At 72.4% G+C, this 23102-nt stretch carries 22 protein-coding genes, 1 tRNA gene and 1 riboswitch; of the genes, 13 read left to right on the forward strand and 10 right to left on the reverse strand.

Annotated features, from left to right (window positions below):
- Nucleotides 1-89: 89 nt before the first annotated feature.
- On the forward strand, nucleotides 90-2570 hold the full coding sequence (locus AC0I8G_RS22350; protein ID WP_471731894.1) for a penicillin-binding protein: 2481 nt from the start codon (nucleotides 90-92) through the stop codon (nucleotides 2568-2570).
- A 96-nt stretch (nucleotides 2571-2666) separates the two neighbouring features.
- Complete coding sequence (locus AC0I8G_RS22355) at nucleotides 2667-3350, forward strand: GOLPH3/VPS74 family protein (protein WP_471731895.1); 684 nt, start codon at nucleotides 2667-2669, stop codon at nucleotides 3348-3350.
- Nucleotides 3351-3431: 81 nt separating this feature from the next.
- On the opposite strand, the gene AC0I8G_RS22360 is transcribed toward AC0I8G_RS22355, so the two are convergent.
- On the reverse strand, nucleotides 3432-3899 hold the full coding sequence (locus AC0I8G_RS22360; protein ID WP_471731896.1) for a GatB/YqeY domain-containing protein: 468 nt from the start codon (nucleotides 3897-3899) through the stop codon (nucleotides 3432-3434).
- 57 nt (nucleotides 3900-3956) lie between these two features.
- On the opposite strand from AC0I8G_RS22360, the gene AC0I8G_RS22365 reads away from it, so the two are divergent.
- Both AC0I8G_RS22365 and AC0I8G_RS22370 read left to right on the forward strand, forming a co-directional pair.
- Nucleotides 3957-4883 carry a metallophosphoesterase gene (locus tag AC0I8G_RS22365; protein ID WP_471731897.1) on the forward strand — a complete coding sequence of 309 codons (927 nt, stop codon included), beginning with the start codon at nucleotides 3957-3959 and terminating at the stop codon, nucleotides 4881-4883.
- Between the two features lie 76 nt (nucleotides 4884-4959).
- Nucleotides 4960-5036 (forward strand) — tRNA-Pro (locus tag AC0I8G_RS22370).
- 91 nt (nucleotides 5037-5127) lie between these two features.
- On the opposite strand, the gene AC0I8G_RS22375 is transcribed toward AC0I8G_RS22370, so the two are convergent.
- Nucleotides 5128-5727 (reverse strand): TetR/AcrR family transcriptional regulator, encoded by a 600-nt coding sequence (locus AC0I8G_RS22375; RefSeq protein WP_471731898.1) that lies wholly within the window; start codon nucleotides 5725-5727, stop codon nucleotides 5128-5130.
- A gap of 137 nt (nucleotides 5728-5864) precedes the next feature.
- On the opposite strand from AC0I8G_RS22375, the gene AC0I8G_RS22380 reads away from it, so the two are divergent.
- Genes AC0I8G_RS22380 through AC0I8G_RS22390 form a run of 3 tightly spaced genes read left to right on the forward strand, consistent with a single transcriptional unit; the run spans nucleotide 5865 to nucleotide 8079 of the window.
- Nucleotides 5865-6806, forward strand: coding sequence for an alpha/beta fold hydrolase (locus tag AC0I8G_RS22380; protein WP_471731899.1), 942 nt, complete (start codon nucleotides 5865-5867; stop codon nucleotides 6804-6806).
- Between the two features lie 54 nt (nucleotides 6807-6860).
- Nucleotides 6861-7193 carry a hypothetical protein gene (locus AC0I8G_RS22385; RefSeq protein WP_471731900.1) on the forward strand — a complete coding sequence of 111 codons (333 nt, stop codon included), beginning with the start codon at nucleotides 6861-6863 and terminating at the stop codon, nucleotides 7191-7193.
- Nucleotides 7194-7236: 43 nt separating this feature from the next.
- Nucleotides 7237-8079: a hypothetical protein gene (locus AC0I8G_RS22390; protein WP_471731901.1), complete on the forward strand. Its 843-nt coding sequence runs from the start codon at nucleotides 7237-7239 to the stop codon at nucleotides 8077-8079.
- 2 nt (nucleotides 8080-8081) lie between these two features.
- On the opposite strand, the gene AC0I8G_RS22395 is transcribed toward AC0I8G_RS22390, so the two are convergent.
- From AC0I8G_RS22395 to AC0I8G_RS22410, 4 genes are all read right to left on the reverse strand, one after another.
- A complete protein-coding gene (locus AC0I8G_RS22395; protein ID WP_471731902.1) occupies nucleotides 8082-8576 on the reverse strand; it encodes a DinB family protein in 495 nt (164 codons plus the stop codon).
- A gap of 40 nt (nucleotides 8577-8616) precedes the next feature.
- Nucleotides 8617-9414 (reverse strand): ABC transporter permease, encoded by a 798-nt coding sequence (locus AC0I8G_RS22400; RefSeq protein WP_471731903.1) that lies wholly within the window; start codon nucleotides 9412-9414, stop codon nucleotides 8617-8619.
- Nucleotides 9411-10448 (reverse strand): aliphatic sulfonate ABC transporter substrate-binding protein, encoded by a 1038-nt coding sequence (locus tag AC0I8G_RS22405; protein ID WP_471731904.1) that lies wholly within the window; start codon nucleotides 10446-10448, stop codon nucleotides 9411-9413. Before AC0I8G_RS22405 ends, AC0I8G_RS22400 begins: the two co-directional genes overlap by 4 nt.
- Nucleotides 10449-10485: 37 nt before the next feature.
- The gene (locus AC0I8G_RS22410) at nucleotides 10486-11295 is read right to left on the reverse strand and encodes an ABC transporter ATP-binding protein (protein ID WP_380257969.1); all 810 of its coding nucleotides are present in this window, start codon (nucleotides 11293-11295) and stop codon (nucleotides 10486-10488) included.
- A riboswitch (SAM riboswitch) is annotated at nucleotides 11289-11382 on the reverse strand. It overlaps the preceding gene by 7 nt.
- Before the next feature lie 93 nt (nucleotides 11383-11475).
- Here AC0I8G_RS22410 and AC0I8G_RS22415 point away from each other — a divergent pair.
- The 4 genes from AC0I8G_RS22415 to AC0I8G_RS22430 all read left to right on the forward strand — a co-directional run bounded on the left by AC0I8G_RS22415 (nucleotide 11476) and on the right by AC0I8G_RS22430 (nucleotide 16515).
- The gene (locus AC0I8G_RS22415; RefSeq protein WP_471731905.1) at nucleotides 11476-12237 is read left to right on the forward strand and encodes a YqjF family protein; all 762 of its coding nucleotides are present in this window, start codon (nucleotides 11476-11478) and stop codon (nucleotides 12235-12237) included.
- A 113-nt stretch (nucleotides 12238-12350) separates the two neighbouring features.
- On the forward strand, nucleotides 12351-13700 hold the full coding sequence (locus AC0I8G_RS22420) for a hemolysin family protein (protein WP_471731906.1): 1350 nt from the start codon (nucleotides 12351-12353) through the stop codon (nucleotides 13698-13700).
- The gene (locus tag AC0I8G_RS22425; protein WP_471731907.1) at nucleotides 13697-14728 is read left to right on the forward strand and encodes a hemolysin family protein; all 1032 of its coding nucleotides are present in this window, start codon (nucleotides 13697-13699) and stop codon (nucleotides 14726-14728) included. The genes AC0I8G_RS22420 and AC0I8G_RS22425 overlap by 4 nt, the downstream gene beginning before the upstream one ends.
- Nucleotides 14716-16515: a S9 family peptidase gene (locus AC0I8G_RS22430; protein ID WP_471731922.1), complete on the forward strand. Its 1800-nt coding sequence runs from the start codon at nucleotides 14716-14718 to the stop codon at nucleotides 16513-16515. The genes AC0I8G_RS22425 and AC0I8G_RS22430 overlap by 13 nt, the downstream gene beginning before the upstream one ends.
- Nucleotides 16516-16638: 123 nt before the next feature.
- On the opposite strand, the gene AC0I8G_RS22435 is transcribed toward AC0I8G_RS22430, so the two are convergent.
- Entirely contained in the window at nucleotides 16639-17205 is a 567-nt protein-coding gene (locus AC0I8G_RS22435) for a TetR/AcrR family transcriptional regulator (protein WP_471731908.1), read from the reverse strand.
- 88 nt (nucleotides 17206-17293) lie between these two features.
- On the opposite strand from AC0I8G_RS22435, the gene AC0I8G_RS22440 reads away from it, so the two are divergent.
- Nucleotides 17294-18322 (forward strand): aldo/keto reductase, encoded by a 1029-nt coding sequence (locus AC0I8G_RS22440; protein WP_471731909.1) that lies wholly within the window; start codon nucleotides 17294-17296, stop codon nucleotides 18320-18322.
- Between the two features lie 10 nt (nucleotides 18323-18332).
- Here AC0I8G_RS22440 and AC0I8G_RS22445 read toward each other — a convergent pair whose 3' ends face one another.
- Genes AC0I8G_RS22445 through AC0I8G_RS22455 form a run of 3 tightly spaced genes read right to left on the reverse strand, consistent with a single transcriptional unit; the run spans nucleotide 18333 to nucleotide 21319 of the window.
- Nucleotides 18333-19577, reverse strand: coding sequence for an Nramp family divalent metal transporter (locus AC0I8G_RS22445; protein ID WP_471731910.1), 1245 nt, complete (start codon nucleotides 19575-19577; stop codon nucleotides 18333-18335).
- A gap of 51 nt (nucleotides 19578-19628) precedes the next feature.
- Nucleotides 19629-20105, reverse strand: coding sequence for a GNAT family N-acetyltransferase (locus tag AC0I8G_RS22450; protein WP_471731911.1), 477 nt, complete (start codon nucleotides 20103-20105; stop codon nucleotides 19629-19631).
- The gene (locus tag AC0I8G_RS22455) at nucleotides 20102-21319 is read right to left on the reverse strand and encodes an MFS transporter (protein ID WP_471731912.1); all 1218 of its coding nucleotides are present in this window, start codon (nucleotides 21317-21319) and stop codon (nucleotides 20102-20104) included. The genes AC0I8G_RS22450 and AC0I8G_RS22455 overlap by 4 nt, the downstream gene beginning before the upstream one ends.
- A 214-nt stretch (nucleotides 21320-21533) precedes the next feature.
- Here AC0I8G_RS22455 and AC0I8G_RS22460 point away from each other — a divergent pair, with 214 nt between their 5' ends.
- Nucleotides 21534-23102, forward strand: coding sequence for a glycoside hydrolase family 140 protein (locus AC0I8G_RS22460; protein ID WP_471731913.1), 1569 nt, complete (start codon nucleotides 21534-21536; stop codon nucleotides 23100-23102).

Genomic DNA, 23102 nt, shown 5'->3' on the forward strand with positions numbered 1-23102 from the left:
AGTTGCGTTGCGGTCACGATCCTGCGGAGCGCTCGCGGAGGACCCGTGGATGCCCCGACCCGCGACGGCCCGGCGCTTACCCTGTCGGCATGGCTCCTCCCCCCACCGCTCACCGGCGGCGTCCCGTCCTGCGGCTGCTCGCCGCCTTCGCGGCCGTCAGCGCCGTGGCCGGTGTGCTCACGGCGGGGCTCGTCGTCCCGGCCGTCGCGTTCAGCGGCAGCCTGACGAGCGCAGGGGTCAACATCTTCGACGAGCTGCCGGCGGACCTGGGCGACCAGACGCTGTCCGAGGCCACGACGATCCTCTACGCCGACGGCACGCCCATGGCGAGGGTCTACGACCAGAACCGCGTCGTCGTGGGCTTCGACCAGATCGCGCCGGTCATGCGCGACTCCATCGTCGCGATCGAGGACTACCGCTTCTACGAGCACGGTGCCATCGACATGAAGGGCATCGCCCGGGCGCTCGCGTCCAACGCCGGCGGCGGGGGCACCCAGGGCGCGTCGACGATCACCCAGCAGTACGTGAAGAACATCCTCGTCGAGCAGGCCGTCGAGCAGGGCGACACCGAGGCCGCCGCCGCCGCGACGACCGCCGACGGGACCGAGGGCTACGCCCGCAAGCTGCGCGAGATGAAGCTCGCCATCGGGGTCGAGAAGGAGATGTCGAAGAACGACATCCTCGCCGGGTACCTGAACGTCGCGTACTTCTACAACGGCGTCTACGGCGTCGAAGCTGCGGCCCGCTTCTACTTCAACAAGACCGCGGCGGAGCTGACGCTGCCGGAGTCGGCGATGCTGGCCGGTCTCGTGCAGAACCCCGTGGCCTTCAACCCGGTGAAGTACCCCGACGCCTCGATCAAGCGGCGCAACGTCGTGCTGAACCGGATGCTCGAACTGGGCAAGATCTCCCAGGCCGACCACGACGCAGCGGTCGCCGCCCCCATCGGTCTGAACCTCCAGCGCAGCCAGCAGGGCTGCATCAACGCCGAGTCGGCCGCCTACTTCTGCGACTACGTGACCCGCATCGTCGAGACCGACCCCGCCTTCGGCGCGACCGCGGACGACCGCAAGAAGCTCCTGCGCACCGGTGGTCTGACCATCAAGACGACGCTGAACCCGCAGGTCCAGATCACGACCCAGAACGCCGTGAACGGTGGCGTCAACCCGGGGCAGAAGCCCCGGATGGCCTCCTCCGTCGTCCAGCCCGGGACCGGGCAGATCCTCGCGATGGCCCAGGACACCACCTTCTCGCTCGACACCGACCAGCCCGGTGTCACCACGATCAACTACAACGTCGACAAGATGTACAACGGCGGCAACGGTTTCCAGACCGGTTCGTCGTTCAAGGCGTTCACGCTGGCGGAGTGGTTGAAGGCCGGGAAGTCCATCGACAGCACGATCAACGCGCCGTTCAACGGGTCGGACTCCTTCAGCCAGTTCACCGCCTGCGGCGCCAAGTCCCGTGATTCGAAGGTCTACAAGTACTCGAACTCGGAATCGCACGAGGGTGGCGTCATGTCCATCCGCAAGGCGACCGCGGACTCCGTCAACACGGCCTACGTGACGATGGAGAAGTCCCTCGACCTCTGCAACATCGCCGCGACGGCGCAGTCGATGGGTGTCCACCTGGCCAACCCGAAGAACGGCAGCGTGCCGGCGCAGAAGGCCAGCGACATGAGCAACACCAACGACAACGACAGCGGGGTCAACTCCGACCTCTACGTCAGCCCGTCGCTGACCCTCGGGGTCAACGAGATCGCCCCGCTGGCCATGGCCGGGGCCTACGCGACGTTCGCCGCCCAGGGCACCTTCTGCAAGCCGATCGCGATCCTCGAGTCGCTGGACACCAACGGCCAGCCGATGAACATCCCCAGCGCGGACTGCAAGCCCGTCCTCGACCCGAACGTCGCCAACAACGTCACCGAGGCGCTGCAGGGCGTCATCTCCGGTGGCACCGGGTCGTCGGCCCGCATCGACCGCGCCGCCGCCGGCAAGACGGGCACCACCAACGACAGCACGGACGCCTGGTTCGTGGGCTACACGCCGCAGCTGTCCTCCGCGGTGTGGATGGGCCACGCCGACGGGACCAAGTCGCTGAACTCGGACCGCATCAACGGTCGTGGTCGCCGCACCATCTTCGGCGGGACGATCTCCGCACCGACCTGGAAGGCCATCGTCGGCACCGCCTCCGACCAGCTGAACCTCCCCAAGGTCGGGTTCACCCCGGGCACCAACCAGGGCCTCAAGACGACGACCTCCGACGGCCGGATCAAGGTCCCGAGCGTCGTCGGCCGGAGCGTCTCCTCGGCGACGAGCGCGCTGAAGGCGGCCGGGTTCCAGGTGAAGGTGGGGGGTTCGGTGACCTCCAACGTCGACAAGGGCCTCGTCGCCTCGCAGAGCGCCCGCTCCGCCGCGGCCGGCTCGGTCATCACCATCACCCGCAGCTCCGGCCCGGCGCCGGTCCCGACGCAGGAGCCGTCGGCCCCGCCGTCGAGCGACAGCCCCGGGATCCAGCTCCCGACGGAACTGCCGCCGCTGCCCGACCTCCCCGCCCTCCCGACGAACTGAGGGGCGGAGACGGGCCGGACGGGGGACTCTCCCCGTCCGGCCCGTCCTCCTTTCGGGGGGTGGTCCCACCCGTCGCGTCCTTGGTTGGCTGGGGCCGTGGACACACCCCTCGTGGACGACGTGACGTTGCTCCTGCTGAACCCGGAGACGGGGCGTCCGCTGACGGACGCGACCCGGCTCCGCGCGGTCCTGCCCGGAGCCGTGCTGCTCGACCTGGCCCTGCGGGAACGGCTCGAGTCCGAACCGAGTCGCTGGGGCGGCGAGAAGGTGCGCGTGCGCGACGCCTCGCCCACCGGTGACGAGGTGCTCGACGAGGCCCTGCGGCGACTCGGCGACCGGCCGACCGCGGCCCGCACCGCCGTGCAACGGCTCGGGGGCCTCAAGTTCGGTCGTGCCGTGCGGGACCGGATGGTCGCGCGCGGCCTCGTCCGCCACGAGCCGGGCGGGTTCCTGCGCTTCGCCCGCGACCACCCCGAGCCGGGCACGCGCAAGGTCCTCGTGGCCGAGGTCGCGTCAGCGTTGGGGGAGGGGGCAGACGTCACCCCGCACGCGGCCGCGCTGGTGTCGCTGCTGCAGTCCGTCGGGGCGATCCCGAAGGTCGTCCCCGGGCTGAGGTTGTCCCGCCGTCAGCTCGCCGACCGGGTGCAGCAGATCAGCGACGGGATGGCCGAGGGGGAGTGGGCCGTGGAGGCTGTCTCCGCCGCCGTGCGCGCCGCCCAGGCCGCGGTCACGACGGCGATCGTCACGAGCACCGTCGCCGCGACCGGCGGCGCGAACTAGCGGCCCCGTCCCGCGTGGAAACAACACTTTCCGCCCCTGCGAGGGCCCCTCGAGGGGCGGAAAGTGTTGTTTCCGCGGGTCTCAGGCCTGCAGACGGGTCCGCACGGCGGTGGAGACGCGCTTGCCGTCGGCGCGGGCCCCGACCTTCGGCTTGAGCTGCGACATGACGGCGCCCATCGCGCCCATGCCGGTCAGCCCCTCCGCGGTCGCGATGAGCACGGCCTCGTCCACGAGCGCGTCGAGCTCCTCGTCGGTGAGCGGGGTCGGGAGGTAAGTCTCGATGACGGAGAGCTCAGCGGTCTCGCGCTCGGACTGCTCGGTGCGCCCGGCGTCACCGAAGGCCTGCGCGGCCTCGCGACGCTTCTTCGCCTCGCGCTGCAGGACCGCGATGACCTCGTCGTCGGAGAGCGTGCGCGCCGACTTCCCGGCGACCTCCTCGGAGCGGACCGCCGTGAGGACCATCCGCAGCGTCGCCGACCGCAGCTCGTCCCGGGCCTTCATCGCGGTGGTCAGGTCGGCCTGCAGGGAGTCCTTGAGGGTGTCGCTCATGGGGCGATCCTCCCACCCCACCGCGACCCGTTTCCGCCCTCCGGCGAGGATGACCGGATGCCCACTGCAGCGCGAGTCCTCCACCTGGCCGCCGGAACCGTCGGCGTCGGCGCGCTGGCCGGTGCCGCCGGCGTCGGCTACGCCGCGGGCTACGAGGTCCGCGCGTTCGTGCTCCGGCACGCCGTCGTGCCGGTCCTGCCCGTCGGCGCCGCGCCGTTGCGGGTCCTGCACCTCTCCGACCTGCACCTCGTCCCGCGTCAGCACCGCAAGCGCGCGTGGGTCACGGCGCTCGCCGACCTCGAACCTGACCTCGTCGTCACCACCGGGGACAACCTCGCCGCACAGGACGCCGTCCCGGCCGTGCTGGAGACCTACGCGGGGCTGCTGGAACGTCCGGGGGTCTTCGTCCTCGGCTCCAACGACTACTGGGCCCCGAAGCCGCGCAACTGGTCGAAGTACCTGAGGGGTCCGTCGGACGGTGGTGCCGGCGACGAGGCCGTCCGGCTGCCGACGGACGACCTCGTCCGCGGCTTCACCGACGCCGGCTGGGTCGACCTCGACAACGTTCGGACCCGGCTGACCGTCAACGGCCTCGACCTCGAGTTCGTCGGCGTCGACGATCCCCACCTGCGCTACGACCGCTACCACGACGTCGCCGGTCCCGCCGCGACCGACGCCGACCTCACCATCGGCGTCACCCACGCCCCCTACCGCCGCACCCTCGACGCGATGACCGCCGACGGCGCCGGCCTGCTCATCGCCGGCCACACCCACGGCGGCCAGCTCTGCGTCCCCGGCTTCGGGGCGCTCGTGACCAACTGCGACCTCCCGCGCAAGCAGGCCTCCGGGCTGTCCCGCTGGTCCGCCGCCCGCCACGACGCCTGGTTGCACGTCTCCGCCGGCCTCGGGACCTCCCCCTACGCGCCGCTGCGCTTCGCCTGCCGACCCGAGGCGACGCTGCTGGAGCTCGTGTCCCGCCGCTGACCCTCGTGGTCCCGGGGACCTGCCTGGGTGGGCTATCCTCTACGAGGCCGCGCAGTTCGGCGGCCGTCAGCAGCATCGGGGTGTGGCGCAGCTTGGTAGCGCGCTTCGTTCGGGACGAAGAGGCCGCAGGTTCAAATCCTGTCACCCCGACCAGCAAGATCACAGATCAGAGGCCCGGAACCGCGTCAGCGGGACCGGGCCTCTGGCGTTGTGTGCGACTGACCGCCGGGGCAGCCGCGAGGATCTACGAGGAACGCTCCGGCTCACCCAGGGCCTTCGCGACCCCATCGACGGTGACCCTCGCGATGCTCCGGAGCTGCGCAGGACTCGCTCCGGCCCTGCTCATGACGGCGAGGGACTGGTTGACGGCTGCCGCGTGGAGGGCGAAGGCTTCGGCGTTCTCGTCATTCATCCGGCCGGCCTTCAAGGCCGTGTGCAGACGTCGGCGTTGAAAGCCCAGAGCCTCGCGCGTGTGCGCAGCGACGGCGGGGCTCAGCACGGGCGTCACCATCGTCGTCTGGGCGATCAGGCACCCGTCGGGGAGATCCGGATCGGCGATGCGCTCGAGGGTGACGTCGAAGAACGACTGGAGGGCGGCCATGACGTCTGACGCAGCGCACGACAGCGCGGCGTCGTACTTCTCGCCGTAGCGCGTGGTGTAACGGTCCAGGCAGCGCAGGAAGAGTTCGTCCTTGCCGCCGAACGAGGAGTAGATCGAACTGCGGTTCAGGCCGGTGACCCGGGAGAGGTCGTCGAGCGAGGTGTCGGCGTAACCGGCACGCCAGAACTGGACCATCGCGGCGTCCAGGGCCGTGTCCACGTCGAACTGCTTCTTGCCTGCCACCTGGCTCTCCTGTCTGCGCCCCTCGGGTGATGACGTCACCCTATCTTGAACTGAGCAGTCCAGGATGTGTTAGCGTCCGAACGCGGCGACGAACGCACGGCACTCGCGCTGCGACGCAAAGCATCCGGCGCCCACCGATGGAGGATCACGTGACCACGACTGAAACCAGCCCCGTGCCCGACCTGGCCCTCCACGACCTGGCCGCGCACGGCCTGGACGGGTTCACCCACCGCTGGGTCGACGCCGACGGCGTCCGCCTCCACGCCGTCGACGGCGGCCGACCGGACGGACCGGTGCTCGTGCTGCTCGCGGGGTTCCCGCAGACCTGGTGGGCGTGGCGGAAGGTCATGCCCCACCTCTCCGACCGGTTCCGGGTCCTCACGATCGACCTGCCGGGCCAAGGGCACTCCGAACGGCCGGAGGCCGGCTACGACACCCACAGCGTCGCCGCCCACGTCCACGCCGCCGTCCAGGCACTCGGAGCGCGCACCTACTGGCTGGCCGCTCACGACATCGGCGCCTGGGTCGCCTTCTCCCTCGCCCTCACCCACGGCAGCTCCCTCCACGGCCTCGCCCTCCTCGACGCCGGCATCCCCGGCATCACCCTTCCCAAGACGATCCCCACCGACCCGGCCCGGGCGTGGAAGACGTGGCACTTCGCCTTCCACCTCGTGCCCGACCTCCCCGAGACGCTGCTGACCGGACGCGAACGGGAGTACGTCGACTGGTTCCTCAAGGCGAAGGCCCTCGACCCGGCCACCTTCGAGGCCGGCGACCTCGACCACTTCGCGGCGGCCCTCGCCGCCGACGGGGGACTGCGCGCCTCCCTCGCCTACTACCGCGACGCCGCCGAGTCCGCGCGCAGGAACCACGAGGCGCTCGACCGGCAGCACCTGACGGTCCCCGTCCTCGGGATCTCCAGCAGCCACGGCTCCATCCTCGACATGGCCGCGTCCCTGCGTCCGTGGGCCGAGAACACCACCAGCGTCGTGGTGCCCGGCGCGGGGCACTTCATCCCCGACGAACAGCCTGAAGCCGTCGCCACCGCGCTCGCCGACTTCATCACCGCCGACCGCTGAATCCGCTGAGATCGGCCCAGCACCGGCCGCGGGAGTGATCGGTAGCGTGGGGTGGTGACGACACCACGGAAGGCACGCTGGTCGGAGTGGGTGCTGGTCGCCGTCTTCGCGGGCCAGACGGCCATCTCGGTCGCGGACCGGGAGTGGGGACGTGCGCTCGCGCCGGGGATCTTCCTCGTCGGGTTCGCCGGGCAGGTGCTCTTGCACCGCCTGAAGCGCCCGACCGCGGCGACCACGGTCCTCTTCGTCGCGATCGTTGCCGTCTTCGTGGTCTCGATCGTGCGGCACACCTGGTGGCTGGCGGGCGTTCTCGGCGTCGGGCTGCTCGCCCTGGCCGGGATCTGGGGGACGACCTGGTGGGTCGGACGCCGCGCCACCCAGGCGTGACCCGGGGCTCAACCCGGCCGTCCGCGCGGCCGATCTCAGAACGGTGAGTCGACGCGGACCGGTCCTGACGGTGTCGGCGGCTGCGGCGGTCTCGGTCGCGTCGCTCGTGGCGCTGTCGATCTCGACGCACACCTCCCTGTGGCGGCTGTACCGGGACGGACTCGCCCACCTCGCAGGGCTCGACCCGCAGACGGTGTCGGGGTTCCCGCACGCTGAGGCGCCCCGGGTCCTCGACTCGATCGGGCAGTCGGCAGGGTTCCTCGTCCCGTTCGTCGGGGTGGTCGCCCTCGGCACGGCGTTGGCCCTGGTGGGCCGGCGGTGGTGGGCGGTGGGTGCCGTCGTCGGACTCGACCTCGCGGGCGCGATCGACCGCTTCCCCCTGACCGGGGGTCTACTGCTGCCTGCCGACCCGAGCCGGGCGACGTTGCCCGTGGGATGGCCGTGGGACGAGATCGCCCTGGACGTCGGGTTGGGTCTGCTGCCGGTCCTCGTCGCGGTCCTGACCGGGGTACCTGCGGCAGTGACCCGGCCGGCGCTGCGTGTTCCCGGGGTCGCGGCGCTCGTCGTCCTGGTCGTCGGGACGGTCCTCCACCCCGTCGACCTCGATGCCGCGGCGGTGCTGCACGCGGCGCTCGTCGTGCTGGTCGTGGTGTCGACGGGGGTGGTCGCGGCGGGTCGCACGAGTCGCCAGCTGATCTGCGGCGCAGCCGTTCTCGTGGTGCTCGTCGCCGTGCGGGCCCTCCTGGGCGGCTCCGGGTTCCCCGTCCTCTGGGTTGTGACGGTGCTCGCGGGACCGATCGTCGTCCTCGCGACGCCCTCGCTGACGCGGGCGTGGGTACGGTCGTTCCGTTCCGGCGAGGGAGTCACACCCTCCGAGGGGCGGTGACGCTACTCCCCGGTGCGCCCGTCGAGGCACTCCCGCAACAGGTCGGCGTGCCCGGCGTGCCGGGCGTACTCCTCGATCAGGTGCACCAGCACGTCGCGGACGCTCACCGGACCGTCGCGGTGCGGCACCTCGCGGCCGAGGTCGGCTTCGGGCAGTTCCGCCAGCCACGCGTCGGCGGCCGCGACCTCCTGCCGCCAGGTGGCGAACGCCTCGCTCACGACCGCGTCGTCGGCCACCGCACCGGTGAAGGCGAGTTCCGGGTCCTCCGCGGTCCAGTAGAGCCGCGGGGTCTCCGGACGCTCGGCCAGGGTCCGGGGGAACCAGTCGCGTTCCACCTTGGCCAGGTGGCGGACGAGGCCGAGCAGGCTCAGTGAACTCGGCGGCACGGACCGGGTCGCGAGCTGCCCCGCGTCGAGGTCCTCGCACTTGCGCTCGATGACCTCGCGGTAGTGGCCGAGGTAGTCGAGCAACGTCGCCTTCTCACCCGTCGCGCTCACGCCGACCACTGTCGCGGACGACCGCGGCGGGGACAACCCGTCACCCCCGGGCGCGTTTGACCTGACCCTCGACCAGCCCGAGGACGAGGTCGGACCCCTTGCCCAGCACCGCGAGCAGGATGATGGCCAGCAGCACCTGATCGGTCCGGCCGGTGTTCTGCCCGTTGGTCAGCTGGAACCCCAGGCCGATCGAGGCGGCGAGGAGTTCCGCGGCCACCAGGAACAGCCAGCTCTGGGCCAACCCCAGCCGCAACCCCGACAGCAGGGCGGGAGCGGTCGCCGGCAGCAGCACCTCCCGGAACAGCCCGATCCCGCGGCGGCCGTAGGCCCGGCCCACCTCGACGAGAGCGGGGTCGAGGTGGGTGAGGGCGTTCAGCACCGTCGTGTAGACCGGGAAGAACGCCCCGATCGCGACCAGCGTGATCTTCGGGGTCTCCCCGAGCCCGATCCAGAGGCCCAGCAGGGGGATCCAGGCCAGCGATGGCACGGCCCGCAACGCGCCGAGCGTGGGGGCAAGGAGGTCGTGCACCACCCGGGACGAGCCGGTCAGCCCACCGAGCACCACCCCCGCCACCGCGCCGACGGCGAAACCCTGCAGGACGCGCTGCACGCTGATCGCGATGTTCAGCTGCAACTGCCCCGTCGCCCACATCTGCCGGGCCGCGTTCAGCACGTCGACCGGCGGCGGCAGCTGGACGCGTTCGAAGACCCCCGCCCCGGTCGTGAGGAACCACGCGAGCAGCAGCAGCAGAGGGACGACCCAGCCCAGCCACCCGCGGTTCCGCGGACCCCGCGACCGGCGCACCGGAAGGGGGCGTTCGGTGTCCAGCACGCTCACGAGACGGTGGCCTTCTCGGCGAAGTCGGGCACCAGCAACCCGTCGAGCGCCTCCGTCGCCGCGTCCGCGGAGGGGACGTCACCGGCGGAGGCCATGAGCGGGATGATCCCCGCCAGCACGGTGCGCTGGGCGTCACCGGGGACGGAGTCGACGTCGAGCGTCGTGCGTTCCAGCACCCGGGCGGCGACCTCCGGGGTCAACTGCGCCTGGGTCGCGTAGAGCGTGGCGAGGTCCGCGGGGTTCGCGATGGCCCAGGCGCGGGCGGTCGCGTACGCGTCGACGACCTGCTGCACCAGCTCAGGAGAGCTCTTGATGAAGGCCTCGCGGGCGTTCAGCATCCCGTAGGTGTTGAAGTCGACGTTGCGGTACAGCAGCTTCGACCCGGCGAGCAGTTCGGAGCCGGCCATGTTGGGGTCCAGCCCCGCCCACGCGTCGACGTCGCCGCGTTCCAGGGCAGCGCGACCGTCGGCGTGCTGCAGGTTGGTGATCGTGACGTCGCTCGCGGACAGACCCGCTTTGTCCAGGGCCTGCTGCAGGAAGAAGTACGGGTCGGTGCCGGTGGTCGCGGCGATCTGCTTGCCGCGCAACCCCGCCACGTCGGTGATCGTGGAGTCCTTGCCGACGACGAGGGCCGTCCACTCCGGCTGGGAGAACACGTCGATCGTCTGGACCGGGGAACCGTTGGTGCGGGCCTGCAGCACGGCCGACCCGGCGGTGGAGGCGATGTCGAGGTTGTCGTTGCGCAGGAACTCGTTGGCCTTGTTGCTGCCCGCGGACTGCTCCCACTGCACGGTGAGGCCGGCGTTCTCGAGGATCTTCTGCTCGCGGACGACGAGGCTGAGCGGGTTGTAGAGCGCGTAGTCGAGGCGGACGGTCCCCCCGCCCGAGGCGCTCCCGGAACCGGTGGCGGTGGCGGGGGCACCCCCGCTGGAGGACTCGCCCTTGACGCACCCGGCGGCGACGAAGGAGACCCCGCCCAGGGCCAGGCCGAGGGCGAGACGGCGGGTGGGCAGGTTCGAGGGCACGACGGACACGGTTCTCCTGGGGTTTCGCGGTGGTGGGGGGTCTGCGTCAGACGGTGCGGGGAACGCCGAGCAGGTCGAGCAGTTCGACCCGCAGTTCCGCGGTGGCGGCGTCACCGCGGTCGCGGGGGCGCCGAGCGGGGACGGCGAGGTCGCGGACGACCGTCGCACCGGCCGTGTCGGGGGAGGGGCCGAGGACCAGGACCCGGTCGGCCAGGTGCAGGGCCTCGTCGACGTCGTGGGTCACCAGCAGGACCGTGGCGCCGGTCTCGCGCTGCACCTCGTCCAGCAGGTCCTGCATCTTCAGCCGGGTCAGGGCGTCGAGGGCCGCGAAGGGCTCGTCGAGGAGCAGCACCCCGGGCCGGCGGACCAGGGCCCGGGCCAGGGCCGTCCGCTGGGCCATCCCGCCGGAGACGCGACGCGGCCGGTGGCCGGCGAACTCGCCCAGCCCGACGACGTCCAGCCAGCGCAGGACCTCCGTCCGGCCCTCCGCCCGCGGGGTGCCGCGCGGCAGCCCGAAGGCGACGTTCCCGGCGAGGTCGCGCCACGGCAGCAGCCGCGGTTCCTGGAAGACGACGGCGGTGCGGGGGTGGACCCCGCGGACCTGTTCCCCGCCGACCTCGATCGAGCCGGTGGTGGGGGTGTCGAGCCCGGCCACCAGGCGCAGCAGCGTCGACTTCCCGCTGCCGGAGGCGCCGAGCAGGGCGACCGTGCGCCCGGCCTCGAGGGTGACGTCCAGCGGGGCGAGCACGTCGCGTTCGCCGAAGGTCCGCCCGACCCCGCGCAGCCGGACGTCGGCGGCGTCCACGCGGGTGGGTTCGGTGCTCGGCGGGGACGTCACGGACACGGGTTCCTCCATCGGTCCTGGCGTGAGCACCACACCCCGCGGACGGGGAGGTTGCTGCGGCGTCGCGGAGCCAGGTCTCTCAGCCGCTCTGGATGGTGGATCCAGGGTAAGGCAAGTTGCGACGACAACCACCCGCGACCGCACGAGGAGTGGCTGCCGCGCCGGGAGCGCCCCGGCCAGGCACGATGAACCGTGCCCGCCACCGTCCCGACCCTGGACCGTCTCCCGCCCGTGACCGCCCCGGCCCTCTCCGGGCCGGTGATGATGCACCAGCACTGGGACGACCTCGCCTTCCTGCACTGGGCGGTCGACCCGGCGCTCGTCGCCCCGCACCTGCCGCCCGGGGTCCGCCCGGACGTCCTCGACGGCGTCACCTACGTCGGGCTCATCCCGTTCACGCTGCGCGGCGCCGGGCCGGGTCGGGCTCCCGCGGTGCCGTACGCGGGGACGTTCCTGGAGACGAACGTCCGGCTCTACTCCGTCGACGACGAGGGCCGGCGCGGGGTCGTCTTCGCCAGCCTCGACGCGACGCGGCTCGCGGTGGTCCTCGGCGCGCGGACGGCGTTCGGGCTGCCGTACCGGTGGTCGCGGATGCGGCGGGCGGAACGGGTCCGCGACGGTGCGCGCGAGCTGGCGTGGACGTGCCGGACCCGCGCGGGCGTGCGCAGCCGCATCGCCGTCCGCCTCGGCACCGATCGGGTGGAGGACGAGGTCGCGGCGTTCGTGACCGCCCGGTTCGGGCTGCACGTCGCCCACCGGGGGCGCACCTGGTGGGTCGCGAACGAGCACGAGCCGTGGCCGTTGCGCAGCGCCGAGGTGCTCGTCCTCGACGACGGACTGCGCGGGGCGGCGGGGTTCGACCTCGCCGGACCGCCCGACCACGTCTGCTTCGCCCAGCGGGTCACGACGCGTTTCGCGTTGCCACGGGAACTCCCCGGCACCCGGACCCGTTGACCGGGGACAGACGCTCCCGGACACCCAGGAAGGAACGCCGCCGCCGTGCGCGACGACGCTCGATCAGACGACCCCCCGAGTACGAACCCGCCTGAACCTGCGGGGGTGGTCCGGTGACGGACGTCCTCGCGCTGCTCCTGGGCGTCGTGGTGGTCCTCGCGATCACCGTGGTCACGGGCTACTTCGTGGCCCAGGAGTTCGCCTACATGTCGGTGGACCGCTCAGGGCTGAACGCCCGCGCCGCCGACGGTGACGCCGGCGCGGAACGGGCGCTGAAGGTCACCCGGCGGACCTCGTTCATGCTCTCCGGCGCCCAGCTGGGCATCACCGTGACGGGTCTGCTCGTCGGCTACGTCGCGGAACCCCTCATCGGGGAGTCCCTCGGTGCGCTGCTCGGCGGCGTCGGGATCCCGGTCGGGGTCAGCGTCGGGATCGGCGCGGTGTTCGCGCTGGTGTTCTCGACCGTCGTGCAGATGCTGTTCGGGGAGCTGTTCCCGAAGAACCTGGCCATCGCGAGACCCGAACCCGTCGCGACCTGGCTGGCGCGGTCCACGCTCGGCTACCTCAAGGTCTTCGGCTGGCTGATCTGGTTCTTCGACCAGGCCTCCAACGCCCTGCTGCGGGCGCTGAAGATCGAACCCGTCCACGACGTGGAGCACGCCGCGACGCCCCGCGACCTCGAGCACATCGTCGAGGAGTCGCGCGACAGCGGTGACCTCTCCCCGGAACTCGCGGTGATGCTGGACCGGATCCTCGACTTCCCGCAGCGCGACGTGGAGCACGCGATGATCCCGAGGTCGCGGGTCGACACGGTCACCGAGTCCGACGACCTCGGGCTCGTGCGCGCGTTGATGGCCGTCGGCCACTCCCGCTACCCGGTGCTGGCCCAGGGTTCCGGCGACGTCATGGGGGTCGTGCACCTCGCCGACCTCCTCGCCACGGAGGAGCCCGACACCGCCCCGGTGACCCGGATCATGCGGCCCGCGCTGGTGGCCTCGACGATGACGACGCTGCCCGACGTCCTGCGCCAGTTCGGCGCGACCCGCAACCAGCTCGCCTGCGTCGTCGACGAGTACGGCGGTTTCGCCGGTGTCGTGACGGTCGAGGACCTCGCCGAGGAACTCGTCGGCGAGATCACCGACGAGCACGACGACGCCCGTCCCGAGTACGTCCCCGTCGAGGGCGACGGGATCTGGGAGATGTCCGGGGAGGTGCACGTCGACGAGGTCGAACGCGCCCTCGGTGTCGACCTTCCCCGCGGGGACTACGAGACGATCGCCGGGCTGGTCATCGCCACCCACGGCGGTCTGCCGGAACCGGGGACGGAACTGCTCGTCGAGCTGCCGGTGGACCCCGGCGAGCTCGACGCCGAACCCCGGACCCTCAGCGTCCGGGTCCTGACCGTCGAACGCCACGTGCCCGCCCGGGTGCGTCTGGAACTGCCCCAGGAGGGAAGCCGGTGACCGACAACCCGTTCGTCATCGTCCCGGTGACCCTCGTCATCGTCGGGCTGAGCGCGTTCTTCGTGGCCGCCGAGTTCGCCCTGCTCGCCGCGAAGCGGCACCGGCTGGAGGACGCGGCCGGGACCGCCGCCGGGCGCGCGGCGCTCAAGAGCGCCTCGGAACTCACGGTGCTGCTGGCCGGTTCCCAGCTCGGCATCACCGCCTGCACGCTGGCGCTCGGCGCGATCAGCAAACCCGCCGTGCACCACTGGCTGACGCCGGCGTTCGAGGCGGTCGGGCTGCCGGCCGTCGCGGCCGACGTGCTGGGGTTCGTGCTGGCCCTGTTCGTCGTGACGTTCGTGCACCTCGTCGTCGGCGAGATGGCCCCGAAGTCGTGGGCGATCGCCCACCCGGAGCGGTCCGCGCTGCTCCTGGCCCTGCCGATGCGCGGGTTCATCTGGGTGTTCCGCCCGGTGCTGCTGCTGCTGAACTCGATGGCCAACGCCCTGGTCCGGCGGGCCGGAGCGGAACCCGCCTCCGAGGTGGCCGCCGGGCACAGCCCCGACGCGCTGCGGCACCTGCTCGAGCACTCCACCAACGTCGGCGCGCTCGACGCCGGGTTCTCCGAGCAGTTGTCCGGGGCGCTGGAGCTGGAACGGCTGACGGTGCGGGAACTGCTCGGTTCGGCGCCGGTCTGCGTCCCCGCCTCGGCGAGCGTGGACGAGGTCCGCGAGGTCACCCGCCGCACCGGACACCTGCGGATCCTCATCGGGTCCCCCGAGCGCATCACGGGGGTCGTGCACGTCCGCGACACCCTCACCGAACCCGACGGGACCCCCGTCACGCCGTTCGTCCGGCCGGCGTTCACCCTGGACGCCGACACGAGCGTGCACGTGGCGCTGACGCGGATGCGCGAGACCCGCCAGCACCTGGCCGTCGTGACCAGTCACGCCGGAGGGGCCGAACACGTCGAAGGGGTCGTCACGCTGGCCGACGTGCTGCGCCGGTTGTTCCCCCGCGAGGGGACGGTGGCACGATCGGTCGGGTGACCGAAGCTGACGTGCCCCGCTGGGAGAAGCGTTTCCGTGCCGGCCGGGTGGGCCTGCCCGAGTGGGCGGAGGACGCACCGGACCGGTGCGTCGTCGAGGCGACCGTCGCGGGGGTCCTCGAGGTGCACTCCTTCGAGGCCGCGTCGGGGGAGTTGCGCCGCCTCACCGACCGCCCGGAGGGCACGTCGAGCGCGACGATCGACCACGCGGGGGAGTTCGTGTGGTGGTTCGACGACACCGCCGGCGACGAGTACGGCGTGTGGCGGCGGCAACCCTTCGGCTCCGCCCCGGGGACCTCCGTCGAGGACCCGCTGGGGTTGCCCGCCGCCTACCCGGCGGGTCTGTCGATGGGGCGCAGCGGGGTCGTCGTCGTGGGTTCGCAGGACGACGACTACGGCACGCGCATCGAGGTCGTCCGCGACGGGCAGGCGCGGCGGATCTACGAGCACCGCGAGGACGCCTGGGCCGGCGACCTCTCCCCGGACGAGCAGTTCCTGGCCATCGCGCACTCCGAGCACGGCGACTCCCGGCACCCGGACCTGCGGGTGCTGGCGATGACCGACGGGTCCACGGTCGCCGAACTGTCCGACGGCGCCGGGAGGGGCGTTTCGCCGCTGGGTTTCTCCCCCGTCCGCGGGGACGCTCGGCTGCTCGTCGAGCACGAGCGGTCCGGCCGCGCCGAACTGCTCGTCCTCGACCTGCTCACCGGCCGTGAGGTGCCGATCGTCCTCGGGGTGCCGGGGGAGGTCGCCGGTGCGGAGTGGACGCGGGACGCGACCGGCCTCGTCCTCCTCGTCGACCACGAGGCTCGCACCCTCGCCTACCGGATGGACCTGGGAACCGGTGCGGTGCAGCGGATCGGTCCGGACCAGGGCAGCGTCGGCGGCGCCACCGCGCGTCCCGACGGCGACGTGTGGCTCACGTGGTCCTCCGCCGCCCAGCCGAGCGTCGTGCGGAACCTGGCCGGCGACGTCCTGCTGCGGGCGCCCGGGGAACCGGCGCCGGAGTCCGTCGAGGTCCGCGACGTCTGGGTCGAGGGGGAGGGCGGTCGGATCCACGCCCTGCTCCGCCTCCCCGCCGGGGCGGACGGGCCAGTGCCGGTGCCGTTGCCGCTCGTCGTCGAGGTCCACGGCGGGCCGACCGCGCACGACACCGACGGGTTCCGGCCGTACTGCGCGACGTGGGTCGACGAGGGTTTCGCCGTGGTCCAGGTGAACTACCGCGGGTCGACGGGCTACGGCTCGGTCTGGCGCGACGCGCTGGAGGCGCGGGTCGGGCACGTCGAACTCGACGACATCGCGGCCGTCGCCGACCACCTCGTCGCCGAGGGGATCGCGGACCCGCGGCGGTTGGTGCTGGCGGGGGCGTCCTGGGGCGGTTTTCTCACGCTGCTCGGGCTGGGCACCCAGCCGCAGCGGTGGGCGCTCGGGCTGGCCGGGGTCCCCGTCGCCGACTACGTCGCGGCCTACGAGGACGAGATGGAGGGGCTGAAGGCCTTCGACCGGTCGTTGTTCGGCGGGTCCCCGAGCGAGGTCCCGGAGAAGTACGCCGACTCCTCACCGCTCACCTACGTCGACGCCGTCACCGCGCCGGTGCTGGTGCTGGCCGGTCGCAACGACCCCCGCTGCCCGATCCGGCAGATCGACAACTACCTGGAGCGACTGGACGCCCGCGGCGCGACCCACGAGGTGTACCGCTACGACGCGGGCCACGGCTCGCTGCTCGACGACGAGCGGGTCCGGCAGATGCGGGTCGAACTCGACTTCGTCGCCCGTCACCTCCCCTGAGGCCCGCGGAAACAACACTTTCCGCCCTCCCGCGTCCGTTCGTGGGGCGGAAAGTGTTGTTTCCGCCCCCGCGGGGGCTCGTTCGAGGGCGGAAAGTGTTGTTTCCGCGCGGCCGGGGGCGGCTCAGGAGGGGACGGGGGCGCCGAAGCGGAGGCCGTCGACGAGGAGGGCGACCATGCGCTCGGTGTGCTCGGGGTCGCCCTCGGCGGGGATCGACAGGTTCGCGACGGCGGTCAGCAGGTCGTGGGCGTCGACGTCGCGCCGGACCTCACCGGCCGCGGCGTCGAGGAGCGACTCCAGGGCCGGGAGGTAGCGCGCCCGGAAGTAGGCGGGCAAGGGCTCGAAGGCCGGGTCGCCGGAGTGCAGGGCCGCGGCGAGGCCGCGCTTGGTGGCGATGAACCGGGTGAACCGGAGCAGCCAGGCGAGCAGCGCGTCCACGGGTGGGAGCTCCGCGGCGAGGCGTGGGGCCTCGTCGGCGCAGGCGTCGACCTCGTGGGTGAACACCGCCGTCACCAGGTCCGAGCGCAGCGGGAAGTGCCGGTAGACCGTGCCGACCCCGACGCCGGCCTTCGCGGCGATCTCGCGGACGGGGGCGTCGACGCCGGCGGTCGCGAAGACCTCACGGGCCGCGGCCAGCAGCGACTCCACGTTGCGGCGGGCGTCCGCCCGCACCCGTCGTTCCTCCGCCACGGGACCCCCTTGCGTAAACGGAACGTCGTTCCGTACAGTTGCGGAAGCACGTTCCGCTTACGTCGATGCTACCCGTTGGAGGGTCCCCGTGCAGTACCGCAACCTGGGTCGAACCGGAATCAAGGTCAGCCCCTACGCCCTCGGCACCATGATGTTCGGCGCGATCGGCAACCCCGACCACGAGGAGTCGATCCGGATCATCCACAAGGCGCTCGACGCCGGGGTGAACGTCGTCGACACCGCCGACTTCTACTCCCAGGGGGAGTCGGAGGAGATCCTCGGCAAGGCCCTCGTCGGGCGCCGCGACGACGTCGTCCTCGCGACCAAGTTCCACCTCCCGATGGGGGAGGACCCGAACATGCGGGGGAACTCCCGTCGCTGGATCACCACCGCGCTCGAGAACTCGCTGCGCCGGCTCGGCACCGACCACGTCGACCTCTACCAGGTCCACCGGCCCGACCCGGAGACCGACGTCGAGGAGACGCTGTCGGCGCTGACCGACCTCGTCCGGGCCGGCAAGGTCCGCGCCATCGGGACCTCGAGCTTCCCGGCGAGCGAGATCGTCGAGGCCCAGGTCGTCGCCGAACGGCGCGGGCTGCAGCGCTTCCGCACCGAGCAGCCGACCTACTCGATCATGAACCGCGGGATCGAGAACGAGGTCCTGCCGGTGGCGCAGCGCTACGGCATGGGGACGCTGGTCTACTCACCGCTCGCCGGCGGGATGCTCACCGGCCGCTACCGCAAGGGGCAGGAGACCGACGGTCGCCGGGCCGCCTACGGCTTCCGGTACCTCAGCGACGAACGCCGCCTCGACGTCGTCGAGGAACTCTTCGTCCTGACCGCCGAGCTCGGCGTGAAGCTCACCCACCTGGCGATGGCCTTCGCGATCGCCCACCCGGGTGTGACGTCGGCGATCATCGGCCCGCGCACGATGGAGCAGCTCGACGACCTCCTCGCCGGCGCCGACCTCCACCTCGACGACGCCGTGCTGGACCGGATCGACGCGATCGTCCCGCCCGGCAGCGACGTCAGTCCGCTCGACATGGCCTACCGGACGCCGCCGATCCTCACCCCGTCGCTGCGACGCCGTCCCGCGGACGCGCGGTCCGCCGCCTAGTGGGAAGAGGTCACCCCGTGAAGGTCAGCCAGAGCAGGGCGACGTTGAGCACCACGACGGCGACGACGGCGACCGTCGCGGCGACCTGGGTGGCGCGGCGGTTGGCGTGCTCGCCCATGAGCTCGCGGGAACTCGTGAGCCGGACCAGGGGGATCAGCGCGAACGGGATCCCGAAGCTCAGGACGACCTGGGAGACGACGAGGGCGCGGGTCGGGTCGACCCCGATCCCGAGGCACACCAGCGCCGGGATCAACGTCACCACCCGGCGGACCAGCAGCGGGACCTCGATCCGCAGCAACCCCTGCATGATCACCGCGCCGGCGTAGGCCCCGACGGACGTCGAGGCCAGACCGGAGGCCAGCAGGCCGATCGCGAAGAACAGGGCCGCGCCGGTCCCGAGGTGGGTGGCCACGGCAGCGTGCGCCCCCTCGAGGGTCTCGGTGCCGGGGACCCCGCGCAGCGCGGACGCCGCCAGCAGCAACATCGAGATGTTCACCAGACCGGCCACGACGAGGGCCGCGACGACGTCGATCCGGGTCGCGCCGAGCACCCGCCGGCGCTGCTCCGGGGCGACGGTGCCGTGGTGGTCGCGGGCCATCGCGGAGTGCAGGTAGACCGCGTGCGGCATGACCGTCGCGCCCAGCATGCTGGCCGCGAGCAGCACGGTCTCGGCCCCGTCGAAGCGGGGGACGAGCCCCTTCACGGCCTCGCCCGGGTCCGGGGGCGAGTAGAAGACCCCGGAGACGAACCCGATGACGATGATCAGCAGCAGGCCCATGATCACGGTCTCGAACCGGCGCACCCCGTTGCGGTTGTGCAGGGCCAGCATCCCGACCGAGACGACGCCGACGATGACCCCGCCCAGCAGCAGCGGGATCTGGAACAGCAGGTGCAGGGCGACGGCCCCGCCGATGACCTCGGCGAGGTCGGTGGCCACCGCGACGAGCTCGGCCTGGGCCCAGAAGGCCAGCCGGGACTTCTGACCCAGCCGGTCCCGCAGCACCTCCGGCAGCGTCCGGTCGGTGACGACGGCCAGCTTGGCCGCGAGGTACTGCACGAGGACGGCCATCGCGTTCGCGACGACGAGCACCCAGAGCAGCAGGTACCCGTACCCGGCGCCGGCCGTGAGGTTCGCGGCGACGTTGCCGGGGTCGACGTAGGCGATGGCCGCGACGAACGCCGGCCCCAGCAGTCGCAGCAGGGGCCGGCGTCGGGCGGTGCGGGCGGGCGCGTCGGCGCGGGCGTCCGTCGTCATCGCAGCATCATGGCAGAAGTTCGGAGCACCGAACTCTGGAGTTCGGTGTGGTCAGAGGTTTTTCGTGTAGCAGACGCTCAGGGGGCTGTCCGCCCACGGGCCGAAGTTCGTCGTGGACCGTTCGTAGCCGAGGCGTTCGTAGAGGGCCATGGCCTCGGGTTGCTTGGTGCCCGTCTCCAACCGCACCCGGGTGAACCCGTCGCGGCGGGCGGCGGCCTCGTAGGCCGCGACCAGGGCCTTGGCCACGCCCCGGCCGCGGAAGTCGTCGTGCACGAAGACCCGCTTCATCTCCGCGGTGGCCTCCCAGCCGGCCTCGGTCACCGCCTCGCGGGCGATGCAGCCGGCGGGGACGCCGTCCACGAACGCGATGAGGCAGACGGCGTCCTGCGCCAGGGTGTAGTCGTCGTCGGGTTCGCCGGGGACCCGGTAGCGGCGGTTCAGCTCGGCGACCGCCGCCACGACGAGGGCGTCGAGGTCGGGGTCGCCGAGCGTGCGTTCTTGGATCTGCAGGGTGGTCGAGCTGGTCACGAATCCACGGTGTCACGGACCCCGCGACGACGCTGCGAGGGGATCGCGGCGACCTCCGGGTCGAGGGGGGCGCGACCGTTCTTGTCCACGCGGGTCGCCTCACCCAGGATCGCCAGGCCGAGCAGCGCGAGGACGAGGGCCACCAGGGCGGTCGAGGCGTAGCCGAAACCCCCGTCGATGGCGAGGCCGCCGAGGAAGGCACCCATCGCGTTGCCCACGTTGAACGCGGCCTGCATGGCCGCCGAGGCCATCGAGGCGCCACCGCCGGCGGCGGTGATGCCGCGCGTCTGGATCGGCGCGGACATCGTGAACCCGGTGAAGGCGAAGAGGAACACGCCCACCGCGACGGCCACCTTGCTCTCCGCCAGCAGGTAGACCGCCCCGAACACCACGACCTGCGCGACGAAGCCGACGGCCAGGGTCCGGTAGGGGCGCCAGTCGGCGAGCCGGCCGCCGAGGACGTTGCCGAAGGTCGCCCCGAGCCCGAAGAGGATCAGCACCCAGCTGACCGAACCCTCGGAGAACCCGGCGACGTCGGTCAGCAGCGGCGAGACGTAGCTCAGGACGGTGAACATGCTCGCGAACCCGACCGTGGTGATGGCCAGGGTCCACCAGACCTGGCGGCGGCGGAAGGCGGCGAACTCCGAGCGCAGCGACCCGGTGCGGGTCTCGACCTCGGGGACGAGCGCCAGGATCGAGGCGATGGTCACCAGACCGATGATCCCGACGAGGGCGAAGGTCAACCGCCAGCCGAGCTGCTGGCCGACGTAGGTGCCCAGCGGCACCCCGACGACGTTCGCGACGGTCAGCCCGGTGAAGACCAGGGCCAGGGCCTGACCCTGGCGCCCGGGCGGGGCGAGCTTGCGGGCCACGACGGCGCTGGCGCCGAAGAAGGCCCCGTGCGAGAGGCCGGACAGGAAGCGCGCCCCGACCAGCAGGTGGAACGTCGGCGCGAGCGCGGTGGCGGCGTGACCGAGGACGAACATCCCCATCAGGCCCATCAGGACCCGCTTGCGGGGCCAGGAGTGGGTGAGCGCCGTCAGCGTGGGCGCACCCACGACGACGCCGAGGGCGTAGGCGGTGATGAGCCAGCCGGCGCCGGCGATGGAGACGCCGAACGTCGCGGCCATCTGGGGCAGCAGCCCCATGGCGACGAACTCGGTCGTTCCGATCCCGAAGGCGCCGACGGCGAGGGCCAGGATGGCGATGGGCACGGGTGGGGATCCTCTGGTGCGGGGGTGGACAGGGGCGTTCGACCAGTGCTCCGTCGCCTGTCGACACCTCGATCATCGCCCGCCGCCACGGGTCTGTTCCAGCCCGGCGGGACGCCGTCCCGAAATCGTTGCGTCCCAGACCCTCCCGGGCGTGGCCGGAAGACCTCAGGAACCCCTCAGGGCCGCGCGGGCAGGTGGGAGACAGACTGGCCCCGTGACGACGGCGACACTCCCGACCGCACCCTGGCGTCCGGTCGAGCTCACCCTGACCGCCCGGCAGGACCACCCCGACCCCTACGGCGGACTCGACGTCCACGTCGTGTTCAGCCACCCCGACGGTCTCGTGCTGCGCCGTCCCGCGTTCTGGGACGGCGGACGCACCTGGCGGGTGCGCTTCTCCTCCCCGGGCCCCGTCGGGGAGTGGAGCTGGACCAGCTCCGCGAACGCGCCGGACCCGGGCCTGCACGGGGTCAGCGGCACCGTCGCGATCGGCGCCGACGCGCCCCGCGGACGGTTCGAACGGCACGGGTTCTGGCGGATGTCGGAGGAGGGACGTCACCTCGTCCACGCCGACGGCACCTCCGCGCTGCTCGTCGGCGACACCGCCTGGGCCCTGCCCTGGCGCGCCACCCCCGAGCAGGTCGAGGTCTACGCCCGCGACCGCGCCGCCAAGGGGTTCAACGCCGTCCTGCTCATGAGCCTGCAACCGGACAGCGACGCCCGCGGACCCGAGGACCGCGGCGCGGACGAGGGGTTCGGCGTCGCCTTCGACGACCTGCCGCAGGCCACGTTGCGGGCGCTGCGGCCGGACTACTTCCAGGACCTCGACCGCCTCCTCGACGTCCTGCGCGCCCACGACCTCGTCCCCGTCCTGCAGCCGGTGTTCCAGGGGTTCGGCTGGAAGGGGCTGCGGGCGGCCGGCGGGACGGTGCCGCCGGAGGAGTACGCGCGCTACTGCCGCTACCTCGTGGCCCGCTACGGCGCGGGCCCGGTCGTCTGGCTCGTCGGCGCCGACGGGAGCGGGGAGGAACCGCAGACCCTGGCCGGGGGCCGGGAGGTCCAGGAGTGGGACGACCACCGCCACCCGACGGGGATCCACTACCGCCCGTTCGCGCACAACCGGGCCCACCAGGACGCGGACTGGCTGGACTTCCAGTGGTGCCAGACCGGTCACCGCGGCGACCACGTCCCCGAACGGGTCGCGGACATGGCCCGCAACCAGCCGGAGAAGGCCGTCGCGAACGGTGAACCCAGCTACGAGAACACCGGCCGCTCCGGGTTCAACGCCGGCTGGTGGCAGGGCCACGAGGCGTGGAGCAACCTCTGCGCCGGCGCCACCATGGGCGTCGTCTACGGGGCGGGCAGCCTGTGGCAGTGGCAGCTGCGTCCCGACGAGGTCGGGCAGTCCACGTTCTTCAGCGCGCCCGGCGCGGGCTGGCGGGAGGCCCTGGACTTCGAGGGGTCGACCTACCCCGGGGTCCTCGGCCGGGTCCTGCAGGGGCTGCCGTTCACCGGTGCCCGGCCCAGCTGGGAACACAGCACCGTGCCCCGCGGGCTCGTCGTCCCCGGCCGGTTCCTCCTCGTCTACGCCCACGACGGCGGCGACGTGCGGGTGGTCCGGGGCACGGAGGTGCCGCGGCCCTACCGGGTCATCGACCCGACCACCGGTGAGGTGCTGGCCCGCGGGGTGCGCGAGGAGGAGGACGGGACGATCCCCGATCCCGGTGGCGCGCCGCGGGTGGTCGTCTGCTGCGACGACTTCAGCGGTTCCGCGATCGCCTGA

This window comes from Kineococcus sp. AC630 (assembly GCF_979255925.1).